This window comes from Colwellia sp. SU-HH01217, assembly GCF_057543495.1.
The window spans coordinates 174,587-199,146 of record NZ_BAAJLX010000005.1; the positions used below are offsets into that span (position 1 = coordinate 174,587).

Genomic DNA, 24,560 nt, shown 5'->3' on the forward strand with positions numbered 1-24,560 from the left:
TGAATCCAATCATATTGAACGACTAAATAATCATGATTACCTGTTAGAGTAGTTAAAAATTTTATCGCAGAATTAAAAAACGCGGCAAGGAAGCCGCGTTTAGAACAAGTTATCGAGAAGTAGAAACCTTAAATTAAAAGTTTGAAACTACTTGCTCTGCAAGAGACTTAATTAACGCTTCTGGCGCTTCTTTATCGTCAGAAGTAATACGTTTTACTGCCCAACCGTGCCATGCTGGCTGATGTGATGCTACATCATACACATCAACAGCTAAGTTTCCTTCTGTATAGTTTTGAACACGAGTTTCAGTACCCATATTCATACCACCGTACATACCACCATAGTAACCACGTCCCCACATAAACCCGGAATTATAAGTGGCAGGATATGAGCTTACTTTAATTTTGTCGCGATTACCTACTGTGTAAGAAATAGCAAAATCAGCATCTTCTGCTGAAGCAATTAATTTATAACCTTTAGCAATGAATGCATTTTCAACAGCATCGTCAATACGAAGTTTCATTACCGGATTAATATCTTCGCTTACCGCAAGAATTTTACTTTCTTTTAGCCAAGCAAATGTTTTGTATTGGCTGGTATTTACTTCAGCATTTTTATCAAATTTAACTACGGCATTATGTTGATTAGCACAACCAACACCAATTACAGCGATTGCTGCAATAATTAATATTTTCATTTTCGATTTTACATTTAACATAATGTCATCCTTTTTAAAGGTTCATTTGATTTAATGGACCAATTATACATTTATTGCGTTTTGTCATTGTTACTAATTGTTGCTCAAGTTACAACAAAAACAATAGCTTTGCTGAGCTTCCCGTATAATAAAATTGGTAACTTCTCTAAATTATAGGTATTACCACTATTTATGCTTTATTTATATTCTCTATATTTAAAAGTTATTATTAAAACCTGCAATATAGTAACTTTTTATTGACAGTTAAAAGAAAACCCATTAAAAATACACCATTAAATTTTTTTATTATTAAACACTGTATATTTATCTTATGAACCAAGTAATGCAACTCAACGTCCTCGTCTCTGTCGTAGTGATTTTCCAATCATTGCGAGGTTCATCTTGTGTTTAAAAAAAGTAAATAAATAACCAATTTGATAAACCCTCGCTCTGAACAGACCGGGGGTTTTTTATTATTACAATTTAGCAATTATCGTTTAACAAAAAGGAAATAATATGACAACTCAATTATTTACCGGTGCTCAAATGGTGGTAAAAGCACTATCAGCACTTAAGGTAAAATATATATTTGGTTACCCCGGGGGTTCTGTATTAGATATATATGATGCGATATTTCAACAGGATGAAATAGAACACGTTTTAGTGCGTCATGAACAAGCCGCAACTCACATGGCCGACGGCTATACGCGCTCTACCGGTGAAGTGGGTGTTGTGTTAGCAACGTCAGGACCTGGAGCGACTAATTGTGTAACAGGAATCGCTACCGCCTATATGGATTCAATTCCTATGGTAGTTCTAGCAGGACAAGTAGCCAGCACCTTAATTGGTGATGATGCTTTTCAAGAAACCGATATTGTAGGGTGTTCACGCCCAATTGTTAAACACAGCTTTAACTGTCGTAATGTTGAAGATATCCCAAACATAATCGCTAAAGCTTTCTATATTGCAAATACTGGTAGACCTGGACCTGTAGTAGTAGAGTTGCCAAAAGATATTCTAATTCCTGAAAATACTGGCGCTTTTCATATTGATACTGATATAAAAATGCGCTCTTATAATCCAACAACAACAGGGCACCCTAAACAAATTAAAAAAGCAGTACAAGCTATCAGTAATGCTAAAAAATTAGTGGTTTATTCTGGCGGTGGTGTTGTTATCGCCAATGCATCAGAATTGTTAACTCGCTTAGTAGAGACCTTAAAAGCTCCTGTTACTAACACATTAATGGGCTTAGGTGGTATTTCTGGTACGCACGATAACTTTATTGGCATGTTAGGTATGCATGGTAGTTTAGAAGCAAACAAAGCTATGGCAAATGCAGATGTAATTTTAGCTCTTGGTGCTCGCTTTGATGATCGTGTTACCAATAATGTAAAAAAATTCTGTCCAAACGCTACTATTATTCATGTTGATATCGATCCAACATCAATTTCGAAAACAATCAATTCTCACATTCCTATCGTCGGCTTGATTGATAATGTTATGCAACAATTACTAGATGAGTTAGCTAATAGCAACTTTACTCCTAATCAAGAAGATTTAGACACATGGTGGCAACAAATAGAAGAGTGGCGAAGTGTCAACAGCGTAAGCTATGTTCAAGAGGGAGAAAAAATTAAGCCTCAACGCGTTATTGAGTCTATGTATAAAATCACTAAAGGTGAAGCTTATGTTTGCTCTGATGTAGGTCAACATCAAATGTTTGCAGCACAGTACTACCCGTTCGCTAAACCTCGTCAATGGATAAACTCTGGTGGCTTGGGTACTATGGGCTTTGGCTTACCTGCAGCTATGGGCGTTAAATTAGCTTTCCCCGACAGTCATGTTATTTGTATTACCGGTGACGGCTCAATTCAAATGAACATTCAAGAGTTATCTACTTGCCTACAATACAATTTACCTGTGGTTATTGTTACTTTAAATAACCGTTCTTTAGGTATGGTGCGTCAGTGGCAAGATATGGTTTATGGTGGCCGTCACTCGTCATCTTATATGGAGTCTATCCCTGACTTCGTTAAAGTTGCCGAAGCTTATGGTCATGTTGGTATTCAAATCGATCATTTAGACGAGTTAGACGAAAAAATGGCTCAAGCATTCGCAATTAAAAATCGTTTAGTGTTTGTTGATGTCGCTGTGGATGAATTAGAGCATGTTTACCCAATGCAAATTAAAACAGGTGCTGTAGATGATATGTGGATTAAAAAAGGAGTAAAAGCATAATGCGTCGTATTTTAGCTATTTTATTGGAAAATGAACCCGGATCACTATCACGTATTGTCGGCTTGTTTTCTCAGCGTGCTTATAACATTGAAAGTTTAACTGTTGCTCCTACCGAAGACAGCAGTTTATCTCGTATTACAATAGCCACTAAAGGTGATGATAAAGTTTTAGAGCAAATTGTTAAGCAGGTTAATAAACTAATTGATGTACTTAAAATATCAGATATCACTGATAGAAAGCACATTGAGCGTGAATTATTGTTAATTAAAGTTTTAGCGATGAGCGATAAATCTCGAACTGAAGTAAAGCGTATCACCGATATATTTAGGGGCTCGATCATAGATATTGGCAAACAAATTTATACGATTCAACTAACAGGGGATTCTGACAAGCTCAATGCTTTTATTGAAGTACTTGCCAATGAAACAGAAATTATTGAATCTGTTCGTTCAGGTTGTGTTGGCATTGCTCGTGGTGAAAAGGCGCTGAGAGTTTAAGCTAAGAGTTTGGTTATATGAGAGAACAGCTCGCCTTAGCGTTGTTGTTCTCTCATAGTTGTTGTTATACCAATCTCACTAACTATGAGATTATTTCTACTGGTTAAAATAATCAGCGACTGCATTATTGGATTGGTCTTTTGACGTTAATATATGAAACTCCCTACACATTTTAGTTTACATACTGCAGAAAAATCAGATAAAAAAGCGATCAAACGTTTTTATAAGAAGCAAAATTATTCAGCGAGCTTTATTGGTTTTGATCATTGTTATTTCATTAAACATCACAACCAAATAGTTGCTTGCGTAATCATCTCTTTTATTCGCGAAAACCATCTACAGGCTTTACTTCACGCCTTAGTAGTTGATAAAAACTACCAAGGGGTAGGCTTAGCTAAACAATTAATATTCAATATAGACTGCCACTACAAATCATTAGTGTGTATAGCTGATAAAACATTAACACTCTTTTATCAAAAGCTAGGATTTAAACACTCAACTCCTAATCAGATAAATGAAGATATTGAACAACGCTATTTACAATACGTACAAAAAAATAAAACTTTATTGCGGTTTATTAAATTTACCTAACTCAGTTAACCATTAATTTACTACTAATTAGCGATAATAACAGTAAAGGTGTTTATCAACTTAGGCTCATCTAATCGCGTATACGACATAATAAAGTCTTGTTTGCCATCTCGATTAATATCGTAATGCTGAATGAATTGGCCATCTTTAGCTAAACGCAATTCTTGTTTTAATGCTTTTTTAGCGAACTGTCGCTTACCTTCTTGTCCTAAATACACATTAATAGTATCGTCATCATCTGAAAGTACGAGGTCTTTTAACCCATCGCCATTAACATCGGCAAGCTGCACTATAGGTTGACCACTGCGTCCTTTTGTTAAACTAAAGCTTAACTCTACTTCTTTACTGATTATTGGCTCAGCGGAAAACTGGCTATCTTCATTAATTGCAAAAAGTAATACGTTTTGATCGATACCGCCAGATATTAAGGCGCCAATAATATTGGTTACACTTAATTCAAATGATGACACCATGACTTCAAATTTATTATCATTATTAATATCGACAATGTTTAAGCCTGTTAAAGTGCCTTCTGCCTTAACAACGGTATCAGCTTGCTCCGAGAAGCTCACTACTTGGCTACTTTTTACCTGACTATGTTGAGTTTTTCCAAAGTAGAACTCATAATCATTTACTCTATCTAGTACACCTGAACTTTGGGTAAAACGCACCACTAAATCGGCAATACCATCGCCATTAACATCGCTAATCTTTTCTACATTTCGGTGAGATAACTGACTTTGATCTAAGCTGTCTCCATCAGCTTCTCGGATGTCCCACCAATTTAACCCATGAATACTTTCACTTATGGCAATCGACTGACTCGTTGTTAAAAACAAGCCATCATGACTTTGAGCAAAGTACTCTATACTTCCTTGCTTTATCCATGCGATATCTTTTTTACGATCTAAGTTGTAATCTGCAAAAAACAAAGCTCTTTGGTTAAATGTCACTTTTTTGTTGTTATGCTCAACAAAGGAAGACAAAGGTAACGCTTGGTGATGATAATGGCCACAACACTGAGATAACCATAAGTTAAGCGTCTCAAAATGTGATAAATAAATATCATCAATACCGTCTTCATTAATATCTTTAATAAAGTCTATTTGGTTAATAAAGTCGGCTGAATTAACTAAATACATTGATGTGATTTCTTGCTCAACCACAAAAGAAGTGTTTCTTGAGGCGGTATCATCATTTGAGGGAGTGATTGATAATCTGGCAACGTCATCTTTTGATAAAAAATACAACCTACGAACTTTAGTAATATCTGTTTCATCAAACTCGCTAACATCATAAGCAAAGTACTTTTTGGGGATTGATAATTTTTTAATTAGTTGGTAACGATTAGATTCCTGATTAATGCCATAAATCGCTACCCAAGTTTGTTTATTCTCATCAACGCCAATCGCAATAAGCTCTTCATTGTCATTGTCATTGTGAATAAGATTAGCCGAAATTATTGGTTGGCTTAATACGAATGGCGTTACAATATCATAAGTAGTAAACAACGCTTTATTGGAAGCAGCGTTAACAGTAAAAGTAAAAAATACCAGTGAGGTTATAAATATAAAAGTGAAACGATTTACCATAATTAATCCTTTAAATGTTTCCGTCATCATTTTAAAAACAACGCTCGCTCAGGCTTAATAAAAATAATTCAATCAAATGTCTATAAACAAGGCACTTGATTGAATTAACACTTTTAACTTACCTTTACTAATCTTGTTTTAAAATACAATAAACCTTGAACAACTCATTACAGGTTTTTGGTGATATGGTGAGAGGCTGCAGCAGTAAAAACAACATCGGTTGAACTATTCAGCGCAGTTTCAGCTGAGTCTTGAATAACACCAATAATAAAACCAATAGCAACAACTTGCATAGCAATATCACTATTTATACCAAATAAACCACAAGCAAGTGGGATAAGTAACAAAGAGCCACCAGCAACGCCAGATGCACCACAAGCTGAAATAGAAGCAACAACACTTAATAAAATTGCAGTAGCAAAATCAACGTCAATATTTAATGTATTCGCTGCAGCTAATGTCAGTACTGTAATCGTAATTGCCGCACCTGCCATATTAATGGTTGCGCCTAATGGAATAGAGACAGAATATGTGTCTTCGTGTAAATTTAGCTTTTTACACAACTCCATATTCACTGGAATATTAGCTGCCGAGCTTCGAGTAAAGAATGCCGTTAGTCCTGACTCTTTCAAACACGTTAAAACCAGCGGGTATGGATTTTTTTTAGTGATTAAATAAACAATTAGTGGATTAACAAACAAAGCAATAATTAACATTGCTCCAAGTAACATTAACACTAAGTGACTAAATTCGCTTAATGATTCAAAACCTGTGGTGGCAATAGTGTTTGCTACTAAGCCCATGATCCCTAAAGGTGCAAAACGAATAACAATTTTAACAATACTTGAAACAGCATCAGCTAAGTCGTGAACCATGGTTTTGCTCGAATTATTCGCCTTTTTAAGAGCAAAACCTATACCTAACCCCCAAGCCAAAATACCAATAAAGTTACCTGTCGCGATCGCATTAATCGGATTATCAACAATTTTAAATGCTAAAGTCGTTAATACCTCTTTCAGGCCTTGTGGAGGTGTTGCTTGTGCTCCAGCAAGATCTAGTGTTAATTGAACAGGAAAAAGAAAACTTAAAGTAACAGCTACCAGTGCAGCACTTAATGTGCCGATAAAATAAAGGCCGACAATTGGTTTTAAATTGGCATCGCTATTATCTTTTTGATTAGCTATTGAAGAGGCAACAAGTATAAACACCAGTACTGGTGCCACCGCTTTAAGCGCGTTGACAAACAAACTACCGAGTATTGAAAATGACAGTGCCACATCTGGCGCGATCACCGCGATTAAGCCTCCCAATAAAATGGCTATAATTATTTGGTTAACAATATTTATCGATTGAAGTTTTTTAAACACAGAAGGGTTTGCAGCAGTCATCACAACTCTTATTTTTTATTAAAACGTATAAAGGATTTTTACCACCTTATCGCCTATAAAGTCTAGTGTTAATCGGAATTGTCTGAGTTAGATAACGAGATAACTATTGAACTTTCTCCAGCTTCTGCCAGATATTCTTTACAAATAAAATAACCAACAGCACCAACTAAGGCATTTCCATCATAAATAAAAGGAATTCTCTTGCGCTGCCAAGGTGGAATACTAAGCTCTTGTAGAACTTTCTTTAACTCTCTGGAGCGTTGACGAAACTCGGGTAAACATTTAGGGTTTTGATGAGTAAACCGAATAGTAAAGCTTTCAGCCTGACAAGGTACTTTAATAACATGATAAGCAGCTGCCCTTTCAATGTTCGCTTCAATGTTCACATAAGGTTCATTGCTAATAGGCGCTAAATTATCAACAGTTAACTGCCCTAAACCATCAGGTAATTCAATAACTTGTTTTTGTAAATCAGAGTCCATTGCACCACAAGGATATTGTTTAAGTGATATTTGCGCCTGCCAAGCAGTAAGCGATAAATAATCAGACGTTAAATAGAGCGCATCACGATAACGTCTAAACCAATAATTAGCGACTTTAACAGCTGGTGTTTTATCGTTCGCCGCAAATACTTGTTGATGAATTTGTTTAAGTTGTCCTGTGCTAGGCATTAAACCTTGATGGGTTTTAATAAAGTAACGCAATAAATTATTAAACCTTGCAATAGAAAGCTCACTTAATACTTTTATTGATAACTGGTGACGAGTTAATTGGCAACTTTGTAAATCTTGTGCGGCCAATTCGTCCAATAAAAGCTGCCCTTCTTGGCAATGTTCACTACTGCGCTTAATAGTTGTTTGAATGCTCGGCCATCTTTTAACTAATAAAGGCATAATTTGATGGCGAATAAAGTTTCGATCAAACCTAAGGTTTTTATTCGACTCATCTTCCACCCATGTTAACTGATGATGAAGCGCATAGTCATGAATCTCTTGTCGAGAAATACTCAATAAAGGTCTAACTAAACGATGTTGTTTTTTAGTTAAACCATTATTATTAATTACCATCTCGTTATCTAACTGGGTTGTTTGCTCTACCTCTATACTTTCAGACATTGCAGATAAGCCCTTTAATCCTGCACCTCGTTTTAATGCTAATAAAAACGTTTCACTTTGATCGTCTAAATGATGACCTGTTACGATCAGTGCATTATTAGGCGCATAATTTTTAAGTGCTTGATATCTTGCAGTACGTGCTAATGCTTCTAAACTTTCGCCTGCTACCTCTTTAACATTCACTTGAAAAACAGCCAGTGGTAAACCAAGTTGTTGGCAAAATTTTTCAGCTGACTTTTGCCAAGACAACGCATGCTCACTTAGCCCATGATTAACATGGCAAACAAAGAGTTCATTCGTTATTTTATTTTGTTTTTTAAGTAAAGATAAGGCATGTAATAAAACTTGGGAGTCTATGCCGCCGCTGTATGCAACAACAATAGGTTGTTCTGAGAAAGGTTGAAAAAAGCGACTTAGTTGCGCTTGAATTGCAGACATATGTTAACTGTATCAAAAAGCTATCAGTTTACTTAACATAAACTGATAGCTTAGTTATTTTAGCAATAACCAAAAGACATTAAACGATCGTAACGTTTATCAATTAACTCATCTTTTGACAAACCAGATAAATCATTTAAATCAGTTTTTAAGCGTTGTTTTAATTGTGCCGCCATCAGGTCCATATCACGATGCGCACCACCTAAAGGCTCTTCAACGATATTATCAATTAAATCTAACTCTTTAATACGTTGTGCTGTAATCCCCATTGCCTCGGCTGCAAGTGATGCTTTTTCTGCTGTTTTCCACAATATAGATGCACAACCTTCTGGAGAGATAACCGCATAAGTTGAATATTGAAGCATATTCACTCTATCACCAACACCAATAGCTAATGCGCCACCAGAACCACCTTCACCAATAACCGTACAAACAATAGGAACCGTTAATCGAGCCATAACTTTTAAGTTACGAGCAATAGCTTCACTTTGACCACGCTCTTCAGCACCAATACCTGGATAAGCACCTGGAGTATCAATAAAAGTTATAATAGGCATATTAAAACGCTCAGCCATTTCCATTAAGCGTAATGCTTTACGGTAACCTTCAGGGCGTGGCATGGCAAAATTACGTTTAACTTTCTCTGTTGTTGAACGACCTTTTTGATGACCAATAATCATCACAGGCTGGCCATCTAAACGAGCCGTACCACCAACAATAGCTTTATCATCAGCATAAGCACGATCGCCTGCCAACTCGTCAAATTCAGTAAAAATTCTCGGAATAAAATCTAAAGTAAATGGCCGTTGAGGATGACGAGCGACACGTGCGGTTTGCCACGGATCTAGATTAGAAAAAATCTTTTTAGTTTGTTCTTTATTCTTTTCGCGCAGTTGAGCTATTTGCTCTTCAAGATCTAAATCAAGCTCTTGACCTGTGTTAACTAACTCCAACTCTTCAATTTTTGCATCAAGCTCTGCAATTGGTTGCTCAAAATCTAAAAAATTTAATGACATTTAATATTTACCTAATTCTTATATAAATGATGTTAACCACTGATTTAAATTCACTACTCGCTCATTTAACAATCAATGCTCTTTATTTGTTTAGTTAACAACTTACTCGTTGCTGACCTACTCGTTTAAATACATAGTGTTTAAACCAATAGTTTATTAAAACTGTAACGCAATATTATCATCACCGAGTAAAACTTTTAACTCATTTAATAATGAATCTGCCGGTGTTACTCGCCACTGCACGCCTAATTCAAGCATGCCGTGTGCTTCTTCTCGTTGATAAAAAACACGTATCGGACATGTTCCATCTTTAAAAGGTGATAATACCTGAGTAAAGTCATCAATAAAAGCTTCGTTTATCAATGATTTATCAACTCTAATATCGAGTGACTTTACATAAGTCTCTCGAGCGTCTGCAATTGTCATAATATCTCGGGCGGTCATTGTAATACCTCCCGAGTAATCATCAAAGCTGACCTGTCCTTTACAGACTAAAATTGCATCAGTCGTCAGAATATCAGCAAAAGTATCATAGTCGTCTGGGAATAATCGAATATCCATACGAGCACTTTTATCATCAAGGGTCACTAAAGCCCAGCGTCTTCCACGCTTATTAACAAGCACCCGCACGCCTATCACTAAACCAATTGCCACAGAAAGGTTATCTTTGCCTTTAGGCTGTAAGCTCACTAAACGCCCTGAGCCATAATGCTTTATTTCAGTTAAATAGCGATTAATTGGGTGACCCGTTAAATATAGACCTAAGGTCTCCTTTTCACCATCTAACCAAACTTCTTCCGGCCAATAAGGACAAACCTTAAAAGCTTGGCGCGTGTCATCAGGCTCTTCATTAATTAAACCAAATAAATCATCTTGCCCTAACGCTTGAGCTTTAGCATGTTGATCTGCTGCTCGAATGGCATCGGGTAATGTTTCAAATAAGGCCGCTCGGTGAGGTGATTTACCATTTTTAGGACCTAAGTTGTCCATAGCACCTGATTTAATGAGTTTTTCTAATACTCGTTTATTGGTTTTCTTCAGATCTAAGCGTGCGCAAAAATCGAATAAATCTAAGAAAGGACCGCCGGTGTTGCGAGCTTCAATTATCGCTTCAATTGGGCCTTCACCTACTCCTTTAACCGCACCAATACCGTAGACAATTTGATTATCATCATTAACAGTAAACTTATATTGGCCAGCATTCACGTCGGGTGGAAGTAAATCAATCCCCATATTCGAGCATTCGTCCACCAAAGTTACAATTTTTTCCGTGTTATCCATATCCGCCGACATAACCGCTGCCATAAAAGGCGCAGGAAAGTGCGTTTTCATCCATAACGTTTGATATGAAACTAAAGCGTATGCCGCTGAGTGAGATTTGTTAAAACCATAACCGGCAAACTTTTCCACTAAATCGAAGATTTTCATGGCTAACTCACCATCTACTCCGCGATTTACAGCTCCTTCTTCAAAACCAGCACGTTGTTTTGCCATCTCCTCTGGTTTTTTCTTACCCATAGCACGACGTAGCATATCGGCACCACCAAGTGAGTAGCCAGCAAGTACCTGTGCTATTTGCATAACTTGCTCTTGGTATAAAATAATGCCGTAGGTGGGTTCGAGTATGGGTTTTAAATCAATATGTTGCCAAGTTTCGTCTGGATAACTGATCGCTTCACGGCCATGTTTACGTTCGATAAAGTTATCAACCATACCTGATTGAAGCGGACCAGGTCGAAACAGCGCCACTAATGCAATAATATCTTCAAAGCAATCAGGTTTTAATTTTGCGATAAGCGACTTCATGCCACTAGATTCTAATTGGAAAACTGCAGTTGTTTCAGATTTTAATAAAACTTTATAACTGGCAGGATCTTCAAGTGGAATAGACGTTATATCTATAGGTGCTTCACCAGCTTTAATTAACTTTTCGTCAGCCATTTCAATGGCCCACTGTAATATCGTTAGCGTTCTTAGTCCTAAGAAATCAAATTTAACTAATCCAGCATCTTCAACGTCATTTTTATCAAATTGGGTTACAGGGTTTTGACCTTCGTCATCACAATAAAGCGGCGCGAAATCGGTGATAGTCGTTGGTGAAATTACAACACCACCGGCATGTTTACCAGCATTACGAGTTGTGCCTTCGAGAATCCGACACATATCAATAAGATCTTTTACTTCACTGTCTTGAGCATATACTTCGGGGAGTTTTGGCTCTTCCTCAAACGCTTTTGCTAAGGTCATACCCGGTGTTGGCGGAATTAATTTGGAAATTCTATCAACAAACCCGTAAGGATGACCTAATACCCGTCCTACATCTCGAATTACCGCTTTCGCGGCCATTGTCCCAAAAGTAATAATTTGTGACACAGCATCACGACCATAAAGCTCAGCAACATGATCAATAACTTCATCACGTCTATCCATACAAAAATCAATATCGAAATCTGGCATAGATACCCGTTCAGGGTTTAAGAATCGTTCAAATAATAAGTCAAATTCAAGAGGATCAAGATCGGTAATATCCAACGCATAAGCAATTAATGACCCAGCACCAGAACCACGCCCCGGACCTACAGGAATATTATTATCCTTACTCCATTGAATAAACTCCATAACAATCAAGAAATAGCCTGGAAATCCCATGTTATTAACAACTTTAAGCTCAACAGCTAAACGTTCGTCATAAGGCTTTCTAATTTCAGCAAAGTCATCGGCTGTGGTGTCAAATAATTGTTTTAACCGTTTTTCTAGTCCCTCTTCTGACACCTTAATGAAATAATCATTAATTTCTAAACCTTCAGTTGGGAAGTCTGGTAAAACATACTCACCTAAAGTCACTGTCACATTACAACGTTTGGCTATTTCAACGGTATTCTCTAAAGCCTCAGGAATATCAGAGAAAAGCTCACACATTTCTTCGCTAGAGCGCAAATATTGCTCTTTGCTGTAGAGCTTAGGCCGTCGTTTATCATCTAACGTATAACCATCATGTATCGCAACCCGTATTTCATGAGCATCAAAATCCTCAGGAGCTAAAAATACCACTTCATTCGTAGCAACAACAGGCAATTGAGTCTTGCTAGCCAGTTCAACGGCGAGGTGTAAATAGTTCTCCTCGTTTTCTCTGCCGGTACGAATTAACTCTAAATAAAAACAATCAGGAAAGTGAGTTTGATAAAAATTAACGGATTGCTCAACTAGATCACGGTTCCCCTTAATTAAGGCTTTACCAATATCGCCTTCTCTGCCGCCAGAAAGCAAAATTAATCCTGCTTTGTATTCAACCAACCATTGCTTATCAAGGACCGGTTTGCCTTGAATATGCCCACGCATATAAGCTTTAGAAATTAATTCAGTGAGATTTTTGTAGCCAACATTATCAGTAGCGATAACGACTAAACGAAATAATTCATCACCAAACTCTTCACTTTTCAGCCAAAAATCACAACCTACAATAGGTTTAATACCAGCGCCATGTGCAGCATGATAATATTTAACCAACCCACATAAATTGGTTTGATCCGTTAGCGCTAATGCTGGCATATTAAGCTCAGCTGCTTTAGCGACAATAGGTTTAACTTTCTTTAAACCGTCGCACATAGAGTAGTCACTATGTACTCTTAAATGGATAAACTTAGGATCAGCAATATCGCTTTCTAATGGTTCATTTATCACTTCACTTGGTTCCATGACATCTGACATTACTCTTTCTCGCTGTTATTATTTTGAATACTTTCGTTAAACGCTTTAGAACTAGCAAGTACTTTAGCCACAGGTTTAAAGCTTTGACGATAACAGTCTAAGACACCATGAATAATAATATTTTCAAGATGTGCTTTCGTTGGATAACCTTTGTGCTTAGCAAAACCATATTCAGGATGGAGGGCATCAAGCGCTATCATCTCTTCATCGCGCACCACTTTTGCTAAAATAGAAGCTGCACTAATTTCACTCACCCTATCATCACCTTTTACAACTGCTTGGCTGGGTATATCACCTTGTGCTCCAAATGACGGACAACGATTACCATCAACGAGCACAAAATCAGGAGTTACTGCTAAACCATCTACAGCGCGTTGCATAGCAAGCATAGTGGCATGTAGAATATTTAACGTATCAATTTCTTCAGGAGTTGCTCTGCCAATGGCGTAAGCAATTGCATTTTGCTTAATTTTTTCAGCAAGTAATTGCCGTTTTTTCTCTGACAGTTTTTTAGAGTCCATTAACCCTTCAATGGGGTTATCGGGATCTAAAATAACCGCTGCCGTAACAACATCTCCAACAAGTGGACCTCTGCCGACTTCATCGACCCCAGCAATACAATAAGCAATTGGGTATTCAAATGCTGGCAACGGTTTTTTCGCATTTTTTTTTGTCTTTTTTGATCGGCTCTCAACTTTATTTTCACTCATGAGACAAGCTCGGCTATAGCCTGTGCCGCTTTTTCGCTAGCATTTTGCTTCAGTGTTTGGTGAATTTTAATAAACTCATCGTTAAGCGCTGATTGGTCTTGATACAAACGTTCATCAACTAATGGGATGATATTCTCTGGAGTTACTTGGCTTTGAAGTAACTCAGGCACTAATAATTTATTTGACAATAAATTGGGCAGTGAGAACCATTGTAACTTAACAAAGCCTTTAAAAAGGTGATAGGTCAATGGATTAAATTTATAACAAACAACCATAGGACGCTTCACTAATGCTGCCTCTAAGGCAACAGTACCCGACGCCATTAATAAACAATCACTTGCAGCCATTACCGTTTGTGTATCGTTAACTATAATTTTAACAGCTAAACTAGGTGCAAATTTTTGATGTAATTCCCTAAATTGTTCAGCCCTTTTTTCACTGATCATAGGCACAACAAAACACAATGACTGATTTTTTTTCTGAGCATCTTTAAATAATCGTGTGGCAGATTCGAGAAAAGGCGCCACTAATCGAGATAATTCACCGCCGCGGCTACCAGGCATTAGTGCTAAAACCTTAGCATCTTGTGGTAAATTTAACTTCAATCGAGCAGCATTTTTATCAGAGGACATTGGGATATCATCTGCTAGAGAATGGCCTACAAAAGTACAAGGGATGTGGTGTTTATCATAAAAGGCTTTTTCAAAAGGCAGTAGAGACAACACCATATTGGTGGCTTTTTCGATAGTAAATACCCGTTTCTCGCGCCACGCCCAAACTGATGGGCTAACGTAATGTACTGTGGTTACCCCTTGTTCTTTAAGTTTACCTTCCAAAGGAATATTAAAGTCAGGTGCGTCTATACCAATGAAAACATCAGGTTTATTTTCAATAAAATATTTTTTCAGTGTTTTTCTAATATGTAACAGTCGTCTTAGTCGACCTAAAACTTCAAACACCCCCATTACAGATAACTCATCCATAGCAAATAGACTTTTAAAACCCAAAGCAGCCATCTTTGGGCCACCAATGCCAATAAACGAAGCATTAGGATAGCGTTTTTTTAACGCGACAATTAATCCTTCACCTAAAGTGTCTCCGGAATGTTCGCCAACAACAATTGCAAATACTGGGTAATTTTTATCTTCAGGGCTAGTTAAATGGGTCATTATAGGTGTATTCGTCTTAAGAATTAGAGAAAAGGTTAGCTTAATTGAAGTAGATAAAGCTAACTAGATAGCTAACTTTATCATCAAACAACACAATTAACGTATAATGCCACGTGTCGAGTTTTTAACAATATCTGTAAAAATATTCACTTCAGGCGTTACTTCTGCTAATGGTTTAACAGATGCTAAAGCTTCTTCTATGGTTAACCCTTTACGGTAAACCTGTTTATACGCACGTTTTATATTAGCAATGGTTTCTTTTTCAAAACCTCTACGCTTAAGTCCTTCAGAGTTTAAACCGAAAGGCTTGGCAGGATGCCCTGAAGCCATTACAAAGGCTGGAACATCTTTTAACACTAAAGCATTAGCGGCAATAAAGCTGTGAGCACCAACAAGACAAAATTGGTGAACACCTGACATACCACCAATTATTACATGATCTCCAAGTTGTACATGACCAGCAATTGATGCATTATTAGCCATAATACAATGGTTACCTACGATACAATCATGCGCAACATGCGTATAAGCCATAAACAAATTATTACTGCCAATTTGAGTTAAGCTATTATCTTGAATAGTTCCACGATGAATAGTACAACTCTCACGGAAGGTATTATTGTCACCAATGATCAGTTCTGTAGGCTCACCATCATATTTTAAATCTTGGCATTCTTCGCCAATACTGGCAAATTGAAAAAAGCGGTTTCCCTTACCAATACGTGTCGGTCCTTTAATCACAACATGTGAATTAATTTCACAGTTATCACCTATGACAACGTTTGCTCCAATATAAGACCAAGGTCCAATCGTGACATTTTCTCCCACTTTGGCGCCCGGCTCTATAATAGCTTGAGGATGTATCATTGTATTAACTCAATAGTTTATCAAAAAATATTTTTTAAATAATGGGGTTATATTGCTCGTCTTGCACACATCAAATCTGCAGAACATACTACTTTACCGTCAACTCTGGCCTCACCATAAAACTTCCACATACCGCGGCGTTCTTTGATAAATTCAACATGTAAGTGCATTGTATCACCGGGTACTACTGGCTTTTTAAATCGAGCTTTATCAATAGATGCAAATAAATACATCTCTTTTTCTTCTCGATCTTCTGTACTTCTAAAGCCTAAAATACCTGTTGCTTGAGCTAAAGCTTCAAGGATCATTACGCCAGGAAAAATGGATAACTCCGGAAAGTGACCATTAAATACTTGCTCATTAATTGAGACGTTTTTAATTGCGTGTAACCATTTACCCGGTTGGTAATCAAGTACGCGGTCAACAAGCAACATCGGGTAACGATGTGGGATTATTGATTGAATTTCTTGTATTTCAATAACATTTTTTGGCGTATCCAAATTTTTATTCCTTTTAAAATAGGTTTGCTTTTTTACAATAAATTTTATTTGTACATATTAAAAATCAATCATTTTTTAACGACGATATTTGATTTTCTAATACTTTAATTTTGGCAGCTAACGAACCGACTTTTTTAAAGTAAGCGTTATTTTTATTCCATTGATGATTAAGCACAGCTGGCATACCAGACGAGTATACCCCAGGCTTAGTAATGGCTTTTGTTACCATTGCCATACCAGTAATAACGCTACCATCAATTACAGAAATATGCCCATTGATAGCGACCATTCCTGCGATTGTACAATTTTTTCCGATGACGGTGCTACCTGCAACAACAGAGCAACCAGCAATGGCGGTGTTTTCACCCACAACAACATTATGAGCAATTTGCACTTGGTTATCTATAATAACTCCATCTTCGATAACGGTATTATCAAGTGCGCCTCTATCAATTGTTGTGCTTGCACCAATTTCAACTCTATCACCAATAATAACGCGTCCCAATTGCGGTATTTTGACCCATTGTCCTTCGTGCTTAGCGTAACCAAAACCATCACTGCCAATAACAGTATTTGCTTGAATTAAGCATTGCTGACCAATTTCGATATCGTGGTAGACACTGACATTGGACCATAAAGCAGTACTATTGCCAATTACAGTATCTTTACCGATAAAACAGCCAGCACCAATAGAAACATTATCGCCGAGTGATACACCCGACTCAATAACTGCATTAGCACCAACAGCAACATTTTTCCCTATGTTCGCACTAGGATCAATTACCGCACTGGCATGAATGTTAACGGCAGTTGCAGGGGTAGAATTAAGTAATTGAGCCACTAAAGCATACCCCACATAAGGGTTAGCCATTACCAGCGCACTAGTTTTGCAATCAGTCAAACATTCTTCATTAATAATAACAGCTGTAGCATTAGTTCCTTTAAGCTGATCACGATATTTACTGTTCGCTAAAAAAGCAATTTGTCCAGCGCTCGCATTTTCAAGAGTCGCCAAACTATGAACACTCGTTTCACATTTATTTGCCGTTGGCGAGTAAACGACTTTAGCGCCAATTTTTTCTGCTATTTCTTCTAAACTGTAGTTCATTATATTGATATCACTCAAAATAAAACTTCTATATTGGGTATTCTACAAGGTTTAAAACTAAAAAGACGAAAATATTTAAATAATAAATATTTTCGTCTATTTAATGCGTTAATTTTTCAAACCAATTCGTTGAATTAGTTCATTACGCACTAGTAGTGTTCAAGTTAAACTCTATTAGTTTAATTTACTTACTTGCTCTACTACTTCATCAGTAATTGCATGCTCAGGTTTAAAGTAAACCACAGCTTTTTGTTCAAGTACTAAGTCGTATTTGCCTTTAACAGCAACATTGTCAACTGCTTGACGGATTAAGGCAATAATTTTATTTTGCTCTTCGCCTTGGCGTTTACCCGCTTTTTGCTGTAATTCTTTACCCTTTACTTGATACTCTTGATATAAAGCGCCTACTTTCTTTTCTAACTCTTCTTTTTCCTTCGCGGCCATTAACGAACCATCACGCTTTAGTTTTTCTTGATAGTATTTAATATCTTTTTCTAATTGCGCAATTAATGCTTGGTCATCTTTAAACTCAGCTTCTAACGCTGTCATAACAGCAGCTGATTGTGGAATTTTACCCATAACTTCTTGAAAGTTAATTACCGCAATTTTTTGATCAGCAGCCATAACTGAACTTGCAAGTAGAAAACCCGATGCCGCAGTAGTTACTACCATAGATTTAATAAATTTTTTCAATTTTATCTCCTAGTTATTTCTCTGAAATATATTCTGTTATTTAATTGTAATTTTATTAAAAAATGCCTTAGGCATAATTATTCGAACTAAAATGTTTTACCAATATTAAAGCTAAAGAAGCTAGTATCATCACCATCTTCATGTCGTAACGCTTTTGCAAAACTAAAAATCATTGGCCCCATAGGTGACAACCATTGAATAGAAAGACCTGCTGAACTTCGGTAAGTGTGTGGTGTACCGTAGTCACCAATTTTATTGTACTCATCTTCTGGTAAATCGCTGTAATCGTCAAGGTTAAATTCGCTGTCCCAAACGTTACCGGCATCAATAAATAAACTTGTTCTTACGCTATTAGCAAAACCTTCATCTAAAAATGGGGTTGGAAAGATAAGCTCTAAGCCAGCAAGTGCCATAACATTACCACCAACAGAGCGGGTAGATACTTGAATTCGATCGTGATCCGGACCTAAACAACAACCGCCACCACCAATACCGTCAGGGCTACCATCAATGGGGGTTGGATAACGGTAAATCGCTCGCGGGCCTACAATATTGGTTTCAAAACCACGTAATGTGTCAGGACCACCTACTCTAAAGTTTTCCCAAAATGGTAATATTTGATCATTCTCGTTTACTGTTCCATAACCATTACCGTAACCAGCATCAAAACGAGCTAACACTGTCCAGCGTTGATTTCTGGTTAGTGGGAAGTACCACTTAGAGTTTAAATTTGCTTTAAAGTATTGTACATCTGAATTAGGCGTAGTTGCTTTCATCGAGATACTTTGCTGAGAACCTGCCGATGGAAAAGTACCACGGTTAAGGGTTGAACGTGAAATACCGATACTTAAATCAATTGTTTCAAATTCTAACGCTTCATCAGGGTGCTGTGGATTTGAGTAAATATCATAAAAGTTCTGTATTTGCTCATACGCTTCTAAACGTGTAATACCATTATGCTTGTAGCCTATCCCCAAGTTTAATCGTAAATATTCATCTACCCTAAACCCTAAATTAGCTCCAATACCGTATGTTCGGTTGTTATAGTCAACCAAGTTAGCTTGACCGGCATCAAATTCAGAAAAATAAATTTGGCCGCCTAAAGAAGTGGCATCCACAGTAAAATATGGATCAGTATAAGAAATAGTTACATTTTTAGAATAAGTATTAGTGCCAACATTAAATGCTAACTGATTACCGGTTCCTAAAAAGTTATTTTGTTGAACACCGGCGTTTAAACTTAATTTAGTAGTTGAACCATAACCGACACCAGCGGTAAAAGATCCTGAAGGCTGTTCTTTAACATCGAAATTTACGTTAACCAAATCTTCTTCTTTTGGTGATTGATCAATTTCAAATTCTACGTTTTCTAAATAAGGTAATCGCGAAAGCCATGCTTTTGAGCTTTCTAATAAATTATTAGAGAGCCATGCACCTTCCATTTGACGTAACTCTCGTCTTAGCACATGATCCGCAGTAACAGAATGCCCACTGAAACTAATTTGATTCACATAAATACGCTTGCCTGGATCAACTGAAATAGACAACTTAACGGTTTTATCTTCGTCGTTAATTTCTGGAATGGTAACGACTTTAGGATACGCATAGCCATAACGACCTAAAAATTTACCAATAACTTCTTCAGTATATGTTACCTCAGCACCATTATATAAACGTCCTGCAGATAAAGGATTAATGGCACGAATCGTATGCTCAAAGCCTGCCATATCACCAATAAAGTCAACTTCGTTTACTGTGTATGTTTCACCTTCGGTGACATTTAATGCAATATAAACCGCTTCTCGGTTTGGCGTCATCGAGACTTGTGTGCTGTCAATTTTAAAGCGCAAATAACCTCTATCTAGGTAGAAACTATTAATGGTTTCCATATCACCTTGTAAGGTTTGCTTTTGATATCTATCTTGCGCCATAAAATCCCACCATGGAGAACCATAGGTTAATTCTATTCGTTCAAGTACTTCATCATCAGAGAAGATTTCATTACCAACAATATTAATTTGTTCTATTGCCGCGGCATCACCTTCAACAAAAGTAAAGTTCAGTGTCACGCGATTTCTTGGTAAATGAACAATTTCAGCGGTTACTTTCGCATTGTATTTACCTACACTATGATAAAAATCTTCAAGACCTAATTCAATCCCCGAAATAACGGTTTTATCTAGTGTCTCGCCCACTCTGATATTACTACCATCAAGGCTTTCAATTAATTGCTCATCTTTTAAGTCGCTATTACCGTCGAAGGTAATTTCACTGATGGTTTCTCGCTCTCTAACACGGAAAATCAAACGTTCATCTTCTTGATACACTCGAATATCATTAAAGTGACCCGATTTATAAAGGGACTTTACCGCTTGAGAAATACGAAAGTCATTCAACGTATCACCAACATTAAAAGGGATATGCGTTAGTGCTGCACCTAAAGCAACACGTTGAAGCCCTTTAACTTCAATATCTTCAACTTGAAAGTCTTCTGCGGCCTGCACAGCACTAGCTAAAGAACCAAATAAAATGGCTAAGGCAATTTTTTTAATTATCATAAATACTTACTTTACTACTTCTTTTAATTGTTTCTTATTCATTAACTTCAATTGCAAGCTGAGTTGATAATGAAACGATGTATTTGAACCAACATACTCATGCCTAAACCATGAGTTAAAATAGACTTAAACTAAAGTCAAAACTATAAACGAGAAAAATCATTAAATAATGCAATACTCATTAATCCTAATAAAGCTATCGCACCAAACTTAAAACCTATCTCTTGAATATTTTCAGGCACTGCCTTTCCAGTAACTAGCTCGATAAGATAATAGAGTAGATGCCCGCCATCAAGTACTGGTAGCGGTAAAAGGTTAATTATTCCTAAATTAATGCTAATTAAAGCTAAAAAGCCTAAAAAATAAACAAAACCATACCCTGCACTACTACCGGCACCTTGCGCAATAGCAATGGGACCGCTTAAATTTTTAACTGAGATATCTCCAGTCACTAATTTACCGATCATATCAAAACTTAAAATGACTAAATTCCAAGTTCGCGCCATACTTTCGCCAATAGCATCAATAGGTCCGTAAGCCAATTGAATTTGATACTCTTTTGGCCAAGGCTCAAATTTAGGCGCGACTCCTAAATACCCCTGAAGTTGTCCGTGACGTTTAACCCCTTTTGGAGTTACTGATAACTCAATAAGCTGGCCATCTCGCTCTACCGTAACGAGCACTTGAGTATCAGGAAATAGTTTAATTTGCTCTGAGAAGTAATCCCAAGAATCATTCACCTGATTATCATTAAGCTTGATTAACTTATCGCCGACTTCAAATCCAGCAACTTGAGCTGGACTACCTTCTTCTACATGCACGAGTTCACTATGAACAGCAGGACGATAAGGTATTATACCTAAGCTGGCAAGCGCAGACGTTTTTTCAGGTGCAAACTTCCAATTTTTTGTATCTAATACAGTAGTCGTCACATACTGACTTTCTGACGATTTCGTCTTTACTTCAATACTTTGATCGCCTATTGCACCAACTAAAGCTAAATTGACATCTTGCCAATTCGATGTTTGCACACCCGCAACTTCAACTATTTCGACATTTCGGGGCAAATTTACATCACTGGCAAAAGAATTAGGCTCAATTTCACCCATAACAGGTTTTAAACTAGGTACACCAATTAAAAACATTATGTAAAAAGCTACAATTGCAAAAGCAAAATTTGCTAAAGGCCCTGCGGCAATAATGGCAATTCGTTGATAAACAGATTTGACATTAAATGTGTTATTTTTATCAACCTCGCTAACTTCGTCGACGCGATCATCTAGCATTTTCACGTAACCGCCAAGAGGGATTAACGCAACGACAAACTCTGTGCCAAATTTATCAGTTCTGCGAAACAATGCAGGACCAAAGCCGATAGAAAATCGAAGTACCTTAACACCGTTTTTACGAGCAACCCAAAAGTGTCCGTATTCATGTACGGTTATCAATATTCCTAAGGCCACAACAAAGGAAGCAAAATTCCAAAAAAAATCAATCATACTAATGTTTAACCTCAGTACTTAAAAACTCATCAGAGATTAATAATGATCGAGCAAAGTCTCTTGCTTTTTGATCCAAGCTAACAACACCATCAATATCTTTCACCTCTTCTGAGACAAATTTATTAACAGAAGTTTCATTTATTTTAAAAATATCAGTAAATTTAATTTTTTCGTTTAAAAATGCATCAACAGCAATTTCATTCGCCGCATTTAAAACAGTGCAAGCACCTTGACCTTTTTTACATGCATCGATAGCCAGCTTTAAGTTAGGATAACGATTAAAATCAACTGCTTGAAATTCAAAAGCAGCCACATTAAAAAAATCTAACGGTTCAACACCTGACGCAATTCTCTCAGGAAAAGCCAAAGCGTGAGCAATTGGCGTTCTCATATCAGGATTACCCATTTGAGCAATCACCGATCCATCTTTGTATTGAACCATTGAATGAATGGTACTTTGCGGATGCAGTACAACTTGAATATCATCAGGATCTAAATTGAAAAGCCATTTAGCTTCAATAAATTCTAAGCCTTTATTCATCATAGTGGCTGAATCAACGGATATTTTTCGGCCCATTTCCCAATTAGGATGAGCGCAAGCCTGATCCGGTGTAACGGTTTTAAGAGTTTCTTGTTCTACGGTTCTAAATGGACCACCAGACCCTGTAAGCAAGACTTTGCTAACCCCATGATCAATTAAATTATTGGCACTTGATTGCTGCTGTAAAGGTAGAGGAAGGCATTGGAAAATAGCATTATGCTCGCTATCAATAGGCAATAGCTCTGCGCCAGACTCAGCTACTGCATCAATAAAAATTTGACCAGAGGTGACTAAAGCTTCTTTGTTTGCTAACAGAACACGTTTTCCAGCTTTAACAGCAGCTAAGGTTGGTAGTAAACCACATGAGCCAACAATCGCGGCCATAACAGTGTCAGTTGCTGGAGACTGTGCAATTTCGATAAGATTATGTCGACCACTCAGTACTTCAATAGGAAGTGACTCAGCCTTTAATTTTGCTTGCAATTCAATGGCATGAGTCGCTGAGACCATAACTACCTTTTCAGGTAAAAACTCAATGCATTGGGCAAACAACAAGTCGACATTGGTGTTTGCCGACAAACTGACGACTTTGTACTTGTCTCGATGTAAACGAATGACATCAAGGGTATTTTGGCCAATAGATCCTGTTGAACCTAAAATACATAACTTTTTTTCTATTGGACTTTTAGATGACTTCATGGTCTTTAACACTTAATTACCAACCTATCATGACATAACATAAGGCATAAATAGGTGCGGTCGCTGTTAAGCTATCAATTCTGTCGAGTATGCCACCATGACCTGGCAGTATCGAGCCACTGTCTTTTATTCCGGCTTGGCGCTTAAACATACTTTCATTTAAATCGCCCAATACAGATACCGTAGAAATAAGCACAGCGACAAGTAAAATAGTAGTAACTTGATCGCTATTCCAACCAATAATATATCCTGCAATACCAACACAAAGGCAGGCTGAAATAACTCCACCAATAAATCCTTCAATGGTTTTTCCTGGACTAACATTGGGCAGAAGTTTACGTTTACCTAATGACTTACCAACAAAATAAGCACCAACATCAGCGCTCCAGACCATCAGAAACAAAAACATTATCAATTGAGCACCATGATAGGTATCTGTAGAATAATCGCTGGTACGCAATATCATAAATGCCATCCAAGTAGGCACTAAGGTTAACCAACCAAAAACACCTCTTATGGAACGATGGCTTGACCAAAACTTACTAAATTTCGGGTATAAAAGCGTTAATGTTGCCGATAACAGCCACCATAAAACAGCAAGCCAAAGTAAATATATTGCAGACTGTTGTGCTTGATATAATGTGGCATCCACTACACTAATCTTCAGTGCCCAAATTTCATTTAACGGAATAAAATACCAAATAATGGAGATTAATAACGAAGTGACTAATGCAAAAATTACGCGACGACCTGTACTTGCAAACCCCATTAAAGGGCCCCACTCCCATGCACCTATAGCCATAACAGCTAATAAAAAACCAGCAAAGTAGTTGAGTGGCAAATAAAAAATTGCCGCTATTACTGCTGGCGCCAAAATAAGTGCGGTTAATATTCTTTGTTTTAACAAGCTATATCCTATTTTTATCTATT

19 protein-coding genes are annotated in these 24,560 nt (G+C 37.1%); 3 read left to right on the forward strand and 16 right to left on the reverse strand.

Annotation, left to right across the window (positions count from 1 at the left end; translation table 11 throughout):
• Nucleotides 1–133: 133 nt before the first annotated feature.
• Nucleotides 134–718: a DUF4136 domain-containing protein gene (locus tag AC27G3_RS08645; protein ID WP_487120681.1), complete on the reverse strand. Its 585-nt coding sequence runs from the start codon at nucleotides 716–718 to the stop codon at nucleotides 134–136.
• Between the two features lie 495 nt (nucleotides 719–1,213).
• Between AC27G3_RS08645 and AC27G3_RS08650 the strand changes: the two genes are divergently transcribed.
• The 3 genes from AC27G3_RS08650 (at nucleotide 1,214) to AC27G3_RS08660 (ending at nucleotide 4,026) form a co-directional block, all read left to right on the forward strand.
• A complete protein-coding gene (locus tag AC27G3_RS08650) occupies nucleotides 1,214–2,938 on the forward strand; it encodes an acetolactate synthase 3 large subunit (protein WP_487120683.1) in 1,725 nt (574 codons plus the stop codon).
• Nucleotides 2,938–3,435: an acetolactate synthase small subunit gene (gene ilvN, locus AC27G3_RS08655; protein ID WP_487120685.1), complete on the forward strand. Its 498-nt coding sequence runs from the start codon at nucleotides 2,938–2,940 to the stop codon at nucleotides 3,433–3,435. Before AC27G3_RS08650 ends, ilvN begins: the two co-directional genes overlap by 1 nt.
• Before the next feature lie 153 nt (nucleotides 3,436–3,588).
• Nucleotides 3,589–4,026: a GNAT family N-acetyltransferase gene (locus AC27G3_RS08660; RefSeq protein ID WP_487120686.1), complete on the forward strand. Its 438-nt coding sequence runs from the start codon at nucleotides 3,589–3,591 to the stop codon at nucleotides 4,024–4,026.
• Nucleotides 4,027–4,049: 23 nt separating this feature from the next.
• On the opposite strand, the gene AC27G3_RS08665 is transcribed toward AC27G3_RS08660, so the two are convergent.
• The 15 genes from AC27G3_RS08665 to AC27G3_RS08735 all read right to left on the reverse strand — a co-directional run bounded on the left by AC27G3_RS08665 (nucleotide 4,050) and on the right by AC27G3_RS08735 (nucleotide 24,537).
• A complete protein-coding gene (locus AC27G3_RS08665; protein WP_487120688.1) occupies nucleotides 4,050–5,618 on the reverse strand; it encodes an FG-GAP-like repeat-containing protein in 1,569 nt (522 codons plus the stop codon).
• Nucleotides 5,619–5,785: 167 nt separating this feature from the next.
• On the reverse strand, nucleotides 5,786–7,006 hold the full coding sequence (gene sstT / locus AC27G3_RS08670) for a serine/threonine transporter SstT (RefSeq protein WP_487120690.1): 1,221 nt from the start codon (nucleotides 7,004–7,006) through the stop codon (nucleotides 5,786–5,788).
• A gap of 68 nt (nucleotides 7,007–7,074) precedes the next feature.
• On the reverse strand, nucleotides 7,075–8,559 hold the full coding sequence (gene tilS / locus AC27G3_RS08675) for a tRNA lysidine(34) synthetase TilS (protein ID WP_487120692.1): 1,485 nt from the start codon (nucleotides 8,557–8,559) through the stop codon (nucleotides 7,075–7,077).
• Nucleotides 8,560–8,618: 59 nt separating this feature from the next.
• A complete protein-coding gene (gene accA, locus AC27G3_RS08680; RefSeq protein ID WP_487120694.1) occupies nucleotides 8,619–9,575 on the reverse strand; it encodes an acetyl-CoA carboxylase carboxyl transferase subunit alpha in 957 nt (318 codons plus the stop codon).
• Nucleotides 9,576–9,731: 156 nt separating this feature from the next.
• On the reverse strand, nucleotides 9,732–13,229 hold the full coding sequence (gene dnaE, locus AC27G3_RS08685; protein WP_487120878.1) for a DNA polymerase III subunit alpha: 3,498 nt from the start codon (nucleotides 13,227–13,229) through the stop codon (nucleotides 9,732–9,734).
• A gap of 53 nt (nucleotides 13,230–13,282) precedes the next feature.
• Nucleotides 13,283–13,993: a ribonuclease HII gene (gene rnhB, locus AC27G3_RS08690; RefSeq protein WP_487120696.1), complete on the reverse strand. Its 711-nt coding sequence runs from the start codon at nucleotides 13,991–13,993 to the stop codon at nucleotides 13,283–13,285.
• Nucleotides 13,990–15,162 (reverse strand): lipid-A-disaccharide synthase, encoded by a 1,173-nt coding sequence (gene lpxB / locus AC27G3_RS08695; protein WP_487120698.1) that lies wholly within the window; start codon nucleotides 15,160–15,162, stop codon nucleotides 13,990–13,992. Before lpxB ends, rnhB begins: the two co-directional genes overlap by 4 nt.
• Before the next feature lie 96 nt (nucleotides 15,163–15,258).
• The gene (gene lpxA, locus AC27G3_RS08700) at nucleotides 15,259–16,029 is read right to left on the reverse strand and encodes an acyl-ACP--UDP-N-acetylglucosamine O-acyltransferase (RefSeq protein WP_487120700.1); all 771 of its coding nucleotides are present in this window, start codon (nucleotides 16,027–16,029) and stop codon (nucleotides 15,259–15,261) included.
• Between the two features lie 47 nt (nucleotides 16,030–16,076).
• Nucleotides 16,077–16,529 carry a 3-hydroxyacyl-ACP dehydratase FabZ gene (gene fabZ / locus AC27G3_RS08705; protein ID WP_487120701.1) on the reverse strand — a complete coding sequence of 151 codons (453 nt, stop codon included), beginning with the start codon at nucleotides 16,527–16,529 and terminating at the stop codon, nucleotides 16,077–16,079.
• A 64-nt stretch (nucleotides 16,530–16,593) separates the two neighbouring features.
• Nucleotides 16,594–17,637 carry a UDP-3-O-(3-hydroxymyristoyl)glucosamine N-acyltransferase gene (lpxD, locus tag AC27G3_RS08710; RefSeq protein WP_487120880.1) on the reverse strand — a complete coding sequence of 348 codons (1,044 nt, stop codon included), beginning with the start codon at nucleotides 17,635–17,637 and terminating at the stop codon, nucleotides 16,594–16,596.
• A gap of 174 nt (nucleotides 17,638–17,811) precedes the next feature.
• Nucleotides 17,812–18,330, reverse strand: coding sequence for an OmpH/Skp family outer membrane protein (locus AC27G3_RS08715; protein WP_487120703.1), 519 nt, complete (start codon nucleotides 18,328–18,330; stop codon nucleotides 17,812–17,814).
• Between the two features lie 86 nt (nucleotides 18,331–18,416).
• Nucleotides 18,417–20,888 carry an outer membrane protein assembly factor BamA gene (gene bamA, locus AC27G3_RS08720; protein ID WP_487120704.1) on the reverse strand — a complete coding sequence of 824 codons (2,472 nt, stop codon included), beginning with the start codon at nucleotides 20,886–20,888 and terminating at the stop codon, nucleotides 18,417–18,419.
• A 143-nt stretch (nucleotides 20,889–21,031) separates the two neighbouring features.
• Nucleotides 21,032–22,387: a sigma E protease regulator RseP gene (rseP, locus tag AC27G3_RS08725; RefSeq protein ID WP_487120706.1), complete on the reverse strand. Its 1,356-nt coding sequence runs from the start codon at nucleotides 22,385–22,387 to the stop codon at nucleotides 21,032–21,034.
• 1 nt (nucleotide 22,388) lies between these two features.
• The gene (ispC, locus tag AC27G3_RS08730; RefSeq protein ID WP_487120708.1) at nucleotides 22,389–23,630 is read right to left on the reverse strand and encodes a 1-deoxy-D-xylulose-5-phosphate reductoisomerase; all 1,242 of its coding nucleotides are present in this window, start codon (nucleotides 23,628–23,630) and stop codon (nucleotides 22,389–22,391) included.
• A gap of 16 nt (nucleotides 23,631–23,646) precedes the next feature.
• On the reverse strand, nucleotides 23,647–24,537 hold the full coding sequence (locus tag AC27G3_RS08735; RefSeq protein ID WP_487120710.1) for a phosphatidate cytidylyltransferase: 891 nt from the start codon (nucleotides 24,535–24,537) through the stop codon (nucleotides 23,647–23,649).
• Nucleotides 24,538–24,560 lie beyond the last annotated feature (23 nt).

Bases quoted from the DNA above. Each gene is read 5' to 3' on its own strand.
- AC27G3_RS08645 (WP_487120681.1), bottom strand. From the start codon at position 718: ATGTTAAATGTAAAATCGAAAATGAAAATATTAATTATTGCAGCAATC.
- AC27G3_RS08650 (WP_487120683.1), top strand. From the start codon at position 1,214: ATGACAACTCAATTATTTACCGGTGCTCAAATGGTGGTAAAAGCACTA.
- ilvN (WP_487120685.1), top strand. From the start codon at position 2,938: ATGCGTCGTATTTTAGCTATTTTATTGGAAAATGAACCCGGATCACTA.
- AC27G3_RS08660 (WP_487120686.1), top strand. From the start codon at position 3,589: ATGAAACTCCCTACACATTTTAGTTTACATACTGCAGAAAAATCAGAT.
- AC27G3_RS08665 (WP_487120688.1), bottom strand. From the start codon at position 5,618: ATGGTAAATCGTTTCACTTTTATATTTATAACCTCACTGGTATTTTTT.
- sstT (WP_487120690.1), bottom strand. From the start codon at position 7,006: ATGACTGCTGCAAACCCTTCTGTGTTTAAAAAACTTCAATCGATAAAT.
- tilS (WP_487120692.1), bottom strand. From the start codon at position 8,559: ATGTCTGCAATTCAAGCGCAACTAAGTCGCTTTTTTCAACCTTTCTCA.
- accA (WP_487120694.1), bottom strand. From the start codon at position 9,575: ATGTCATTAAATTTTTTAGATTTTGAGCAACCAATTGCAGAGCTTGAT.
- rnhB (WP_487120696.1), bottom strand. From the start codon at position 13,993: ATGAGTGAAAATAAAGTTGAGAGCCGATCAAAAAAGACAAAAAAAAAT.
- lpxB (WP_487120698.1), bottom strand. From the start codon at position 15,162: ATGACCCATTTAACTAGCCCTGAAGATAAAAATTACCCAGTATTTGCA.
- lpxA (WP_487120700.1), bottom strand. From the start codon at position 16,029: ATGATACATCCTCAAGCTATTATAGAGCCGGGCGCCAAAGTGGGAGAA.
- lpxD (WP_487120880.1), bottom strand. From the start codon at position 17,637: ATGAACTACAGTTTAGAAGAAATAGCAGAAAAAATTGGCGCTAAAGTC.
- bamA (WP_487120704.1), bottom strand. From the start codon at position 20,888: ATGATAATTAAAAAAATTGCCTTAGCCATTTTATTTGGTTCTTTAGCT.
- rseP (WP_487120706.1), bottom strand. From the start codon at position 22,387: ATGATTGATTTTTTTTGGAATTTTGCTTCCTTTGTTGTGGCCTTAGGA.
- ispC (WP_487120708.1), bottom strand. From the start codon at position 23,630: ATGAAGTCATCTAAAAGTCCAATAGAAAAAAAGTTATGTATTTTAGGT.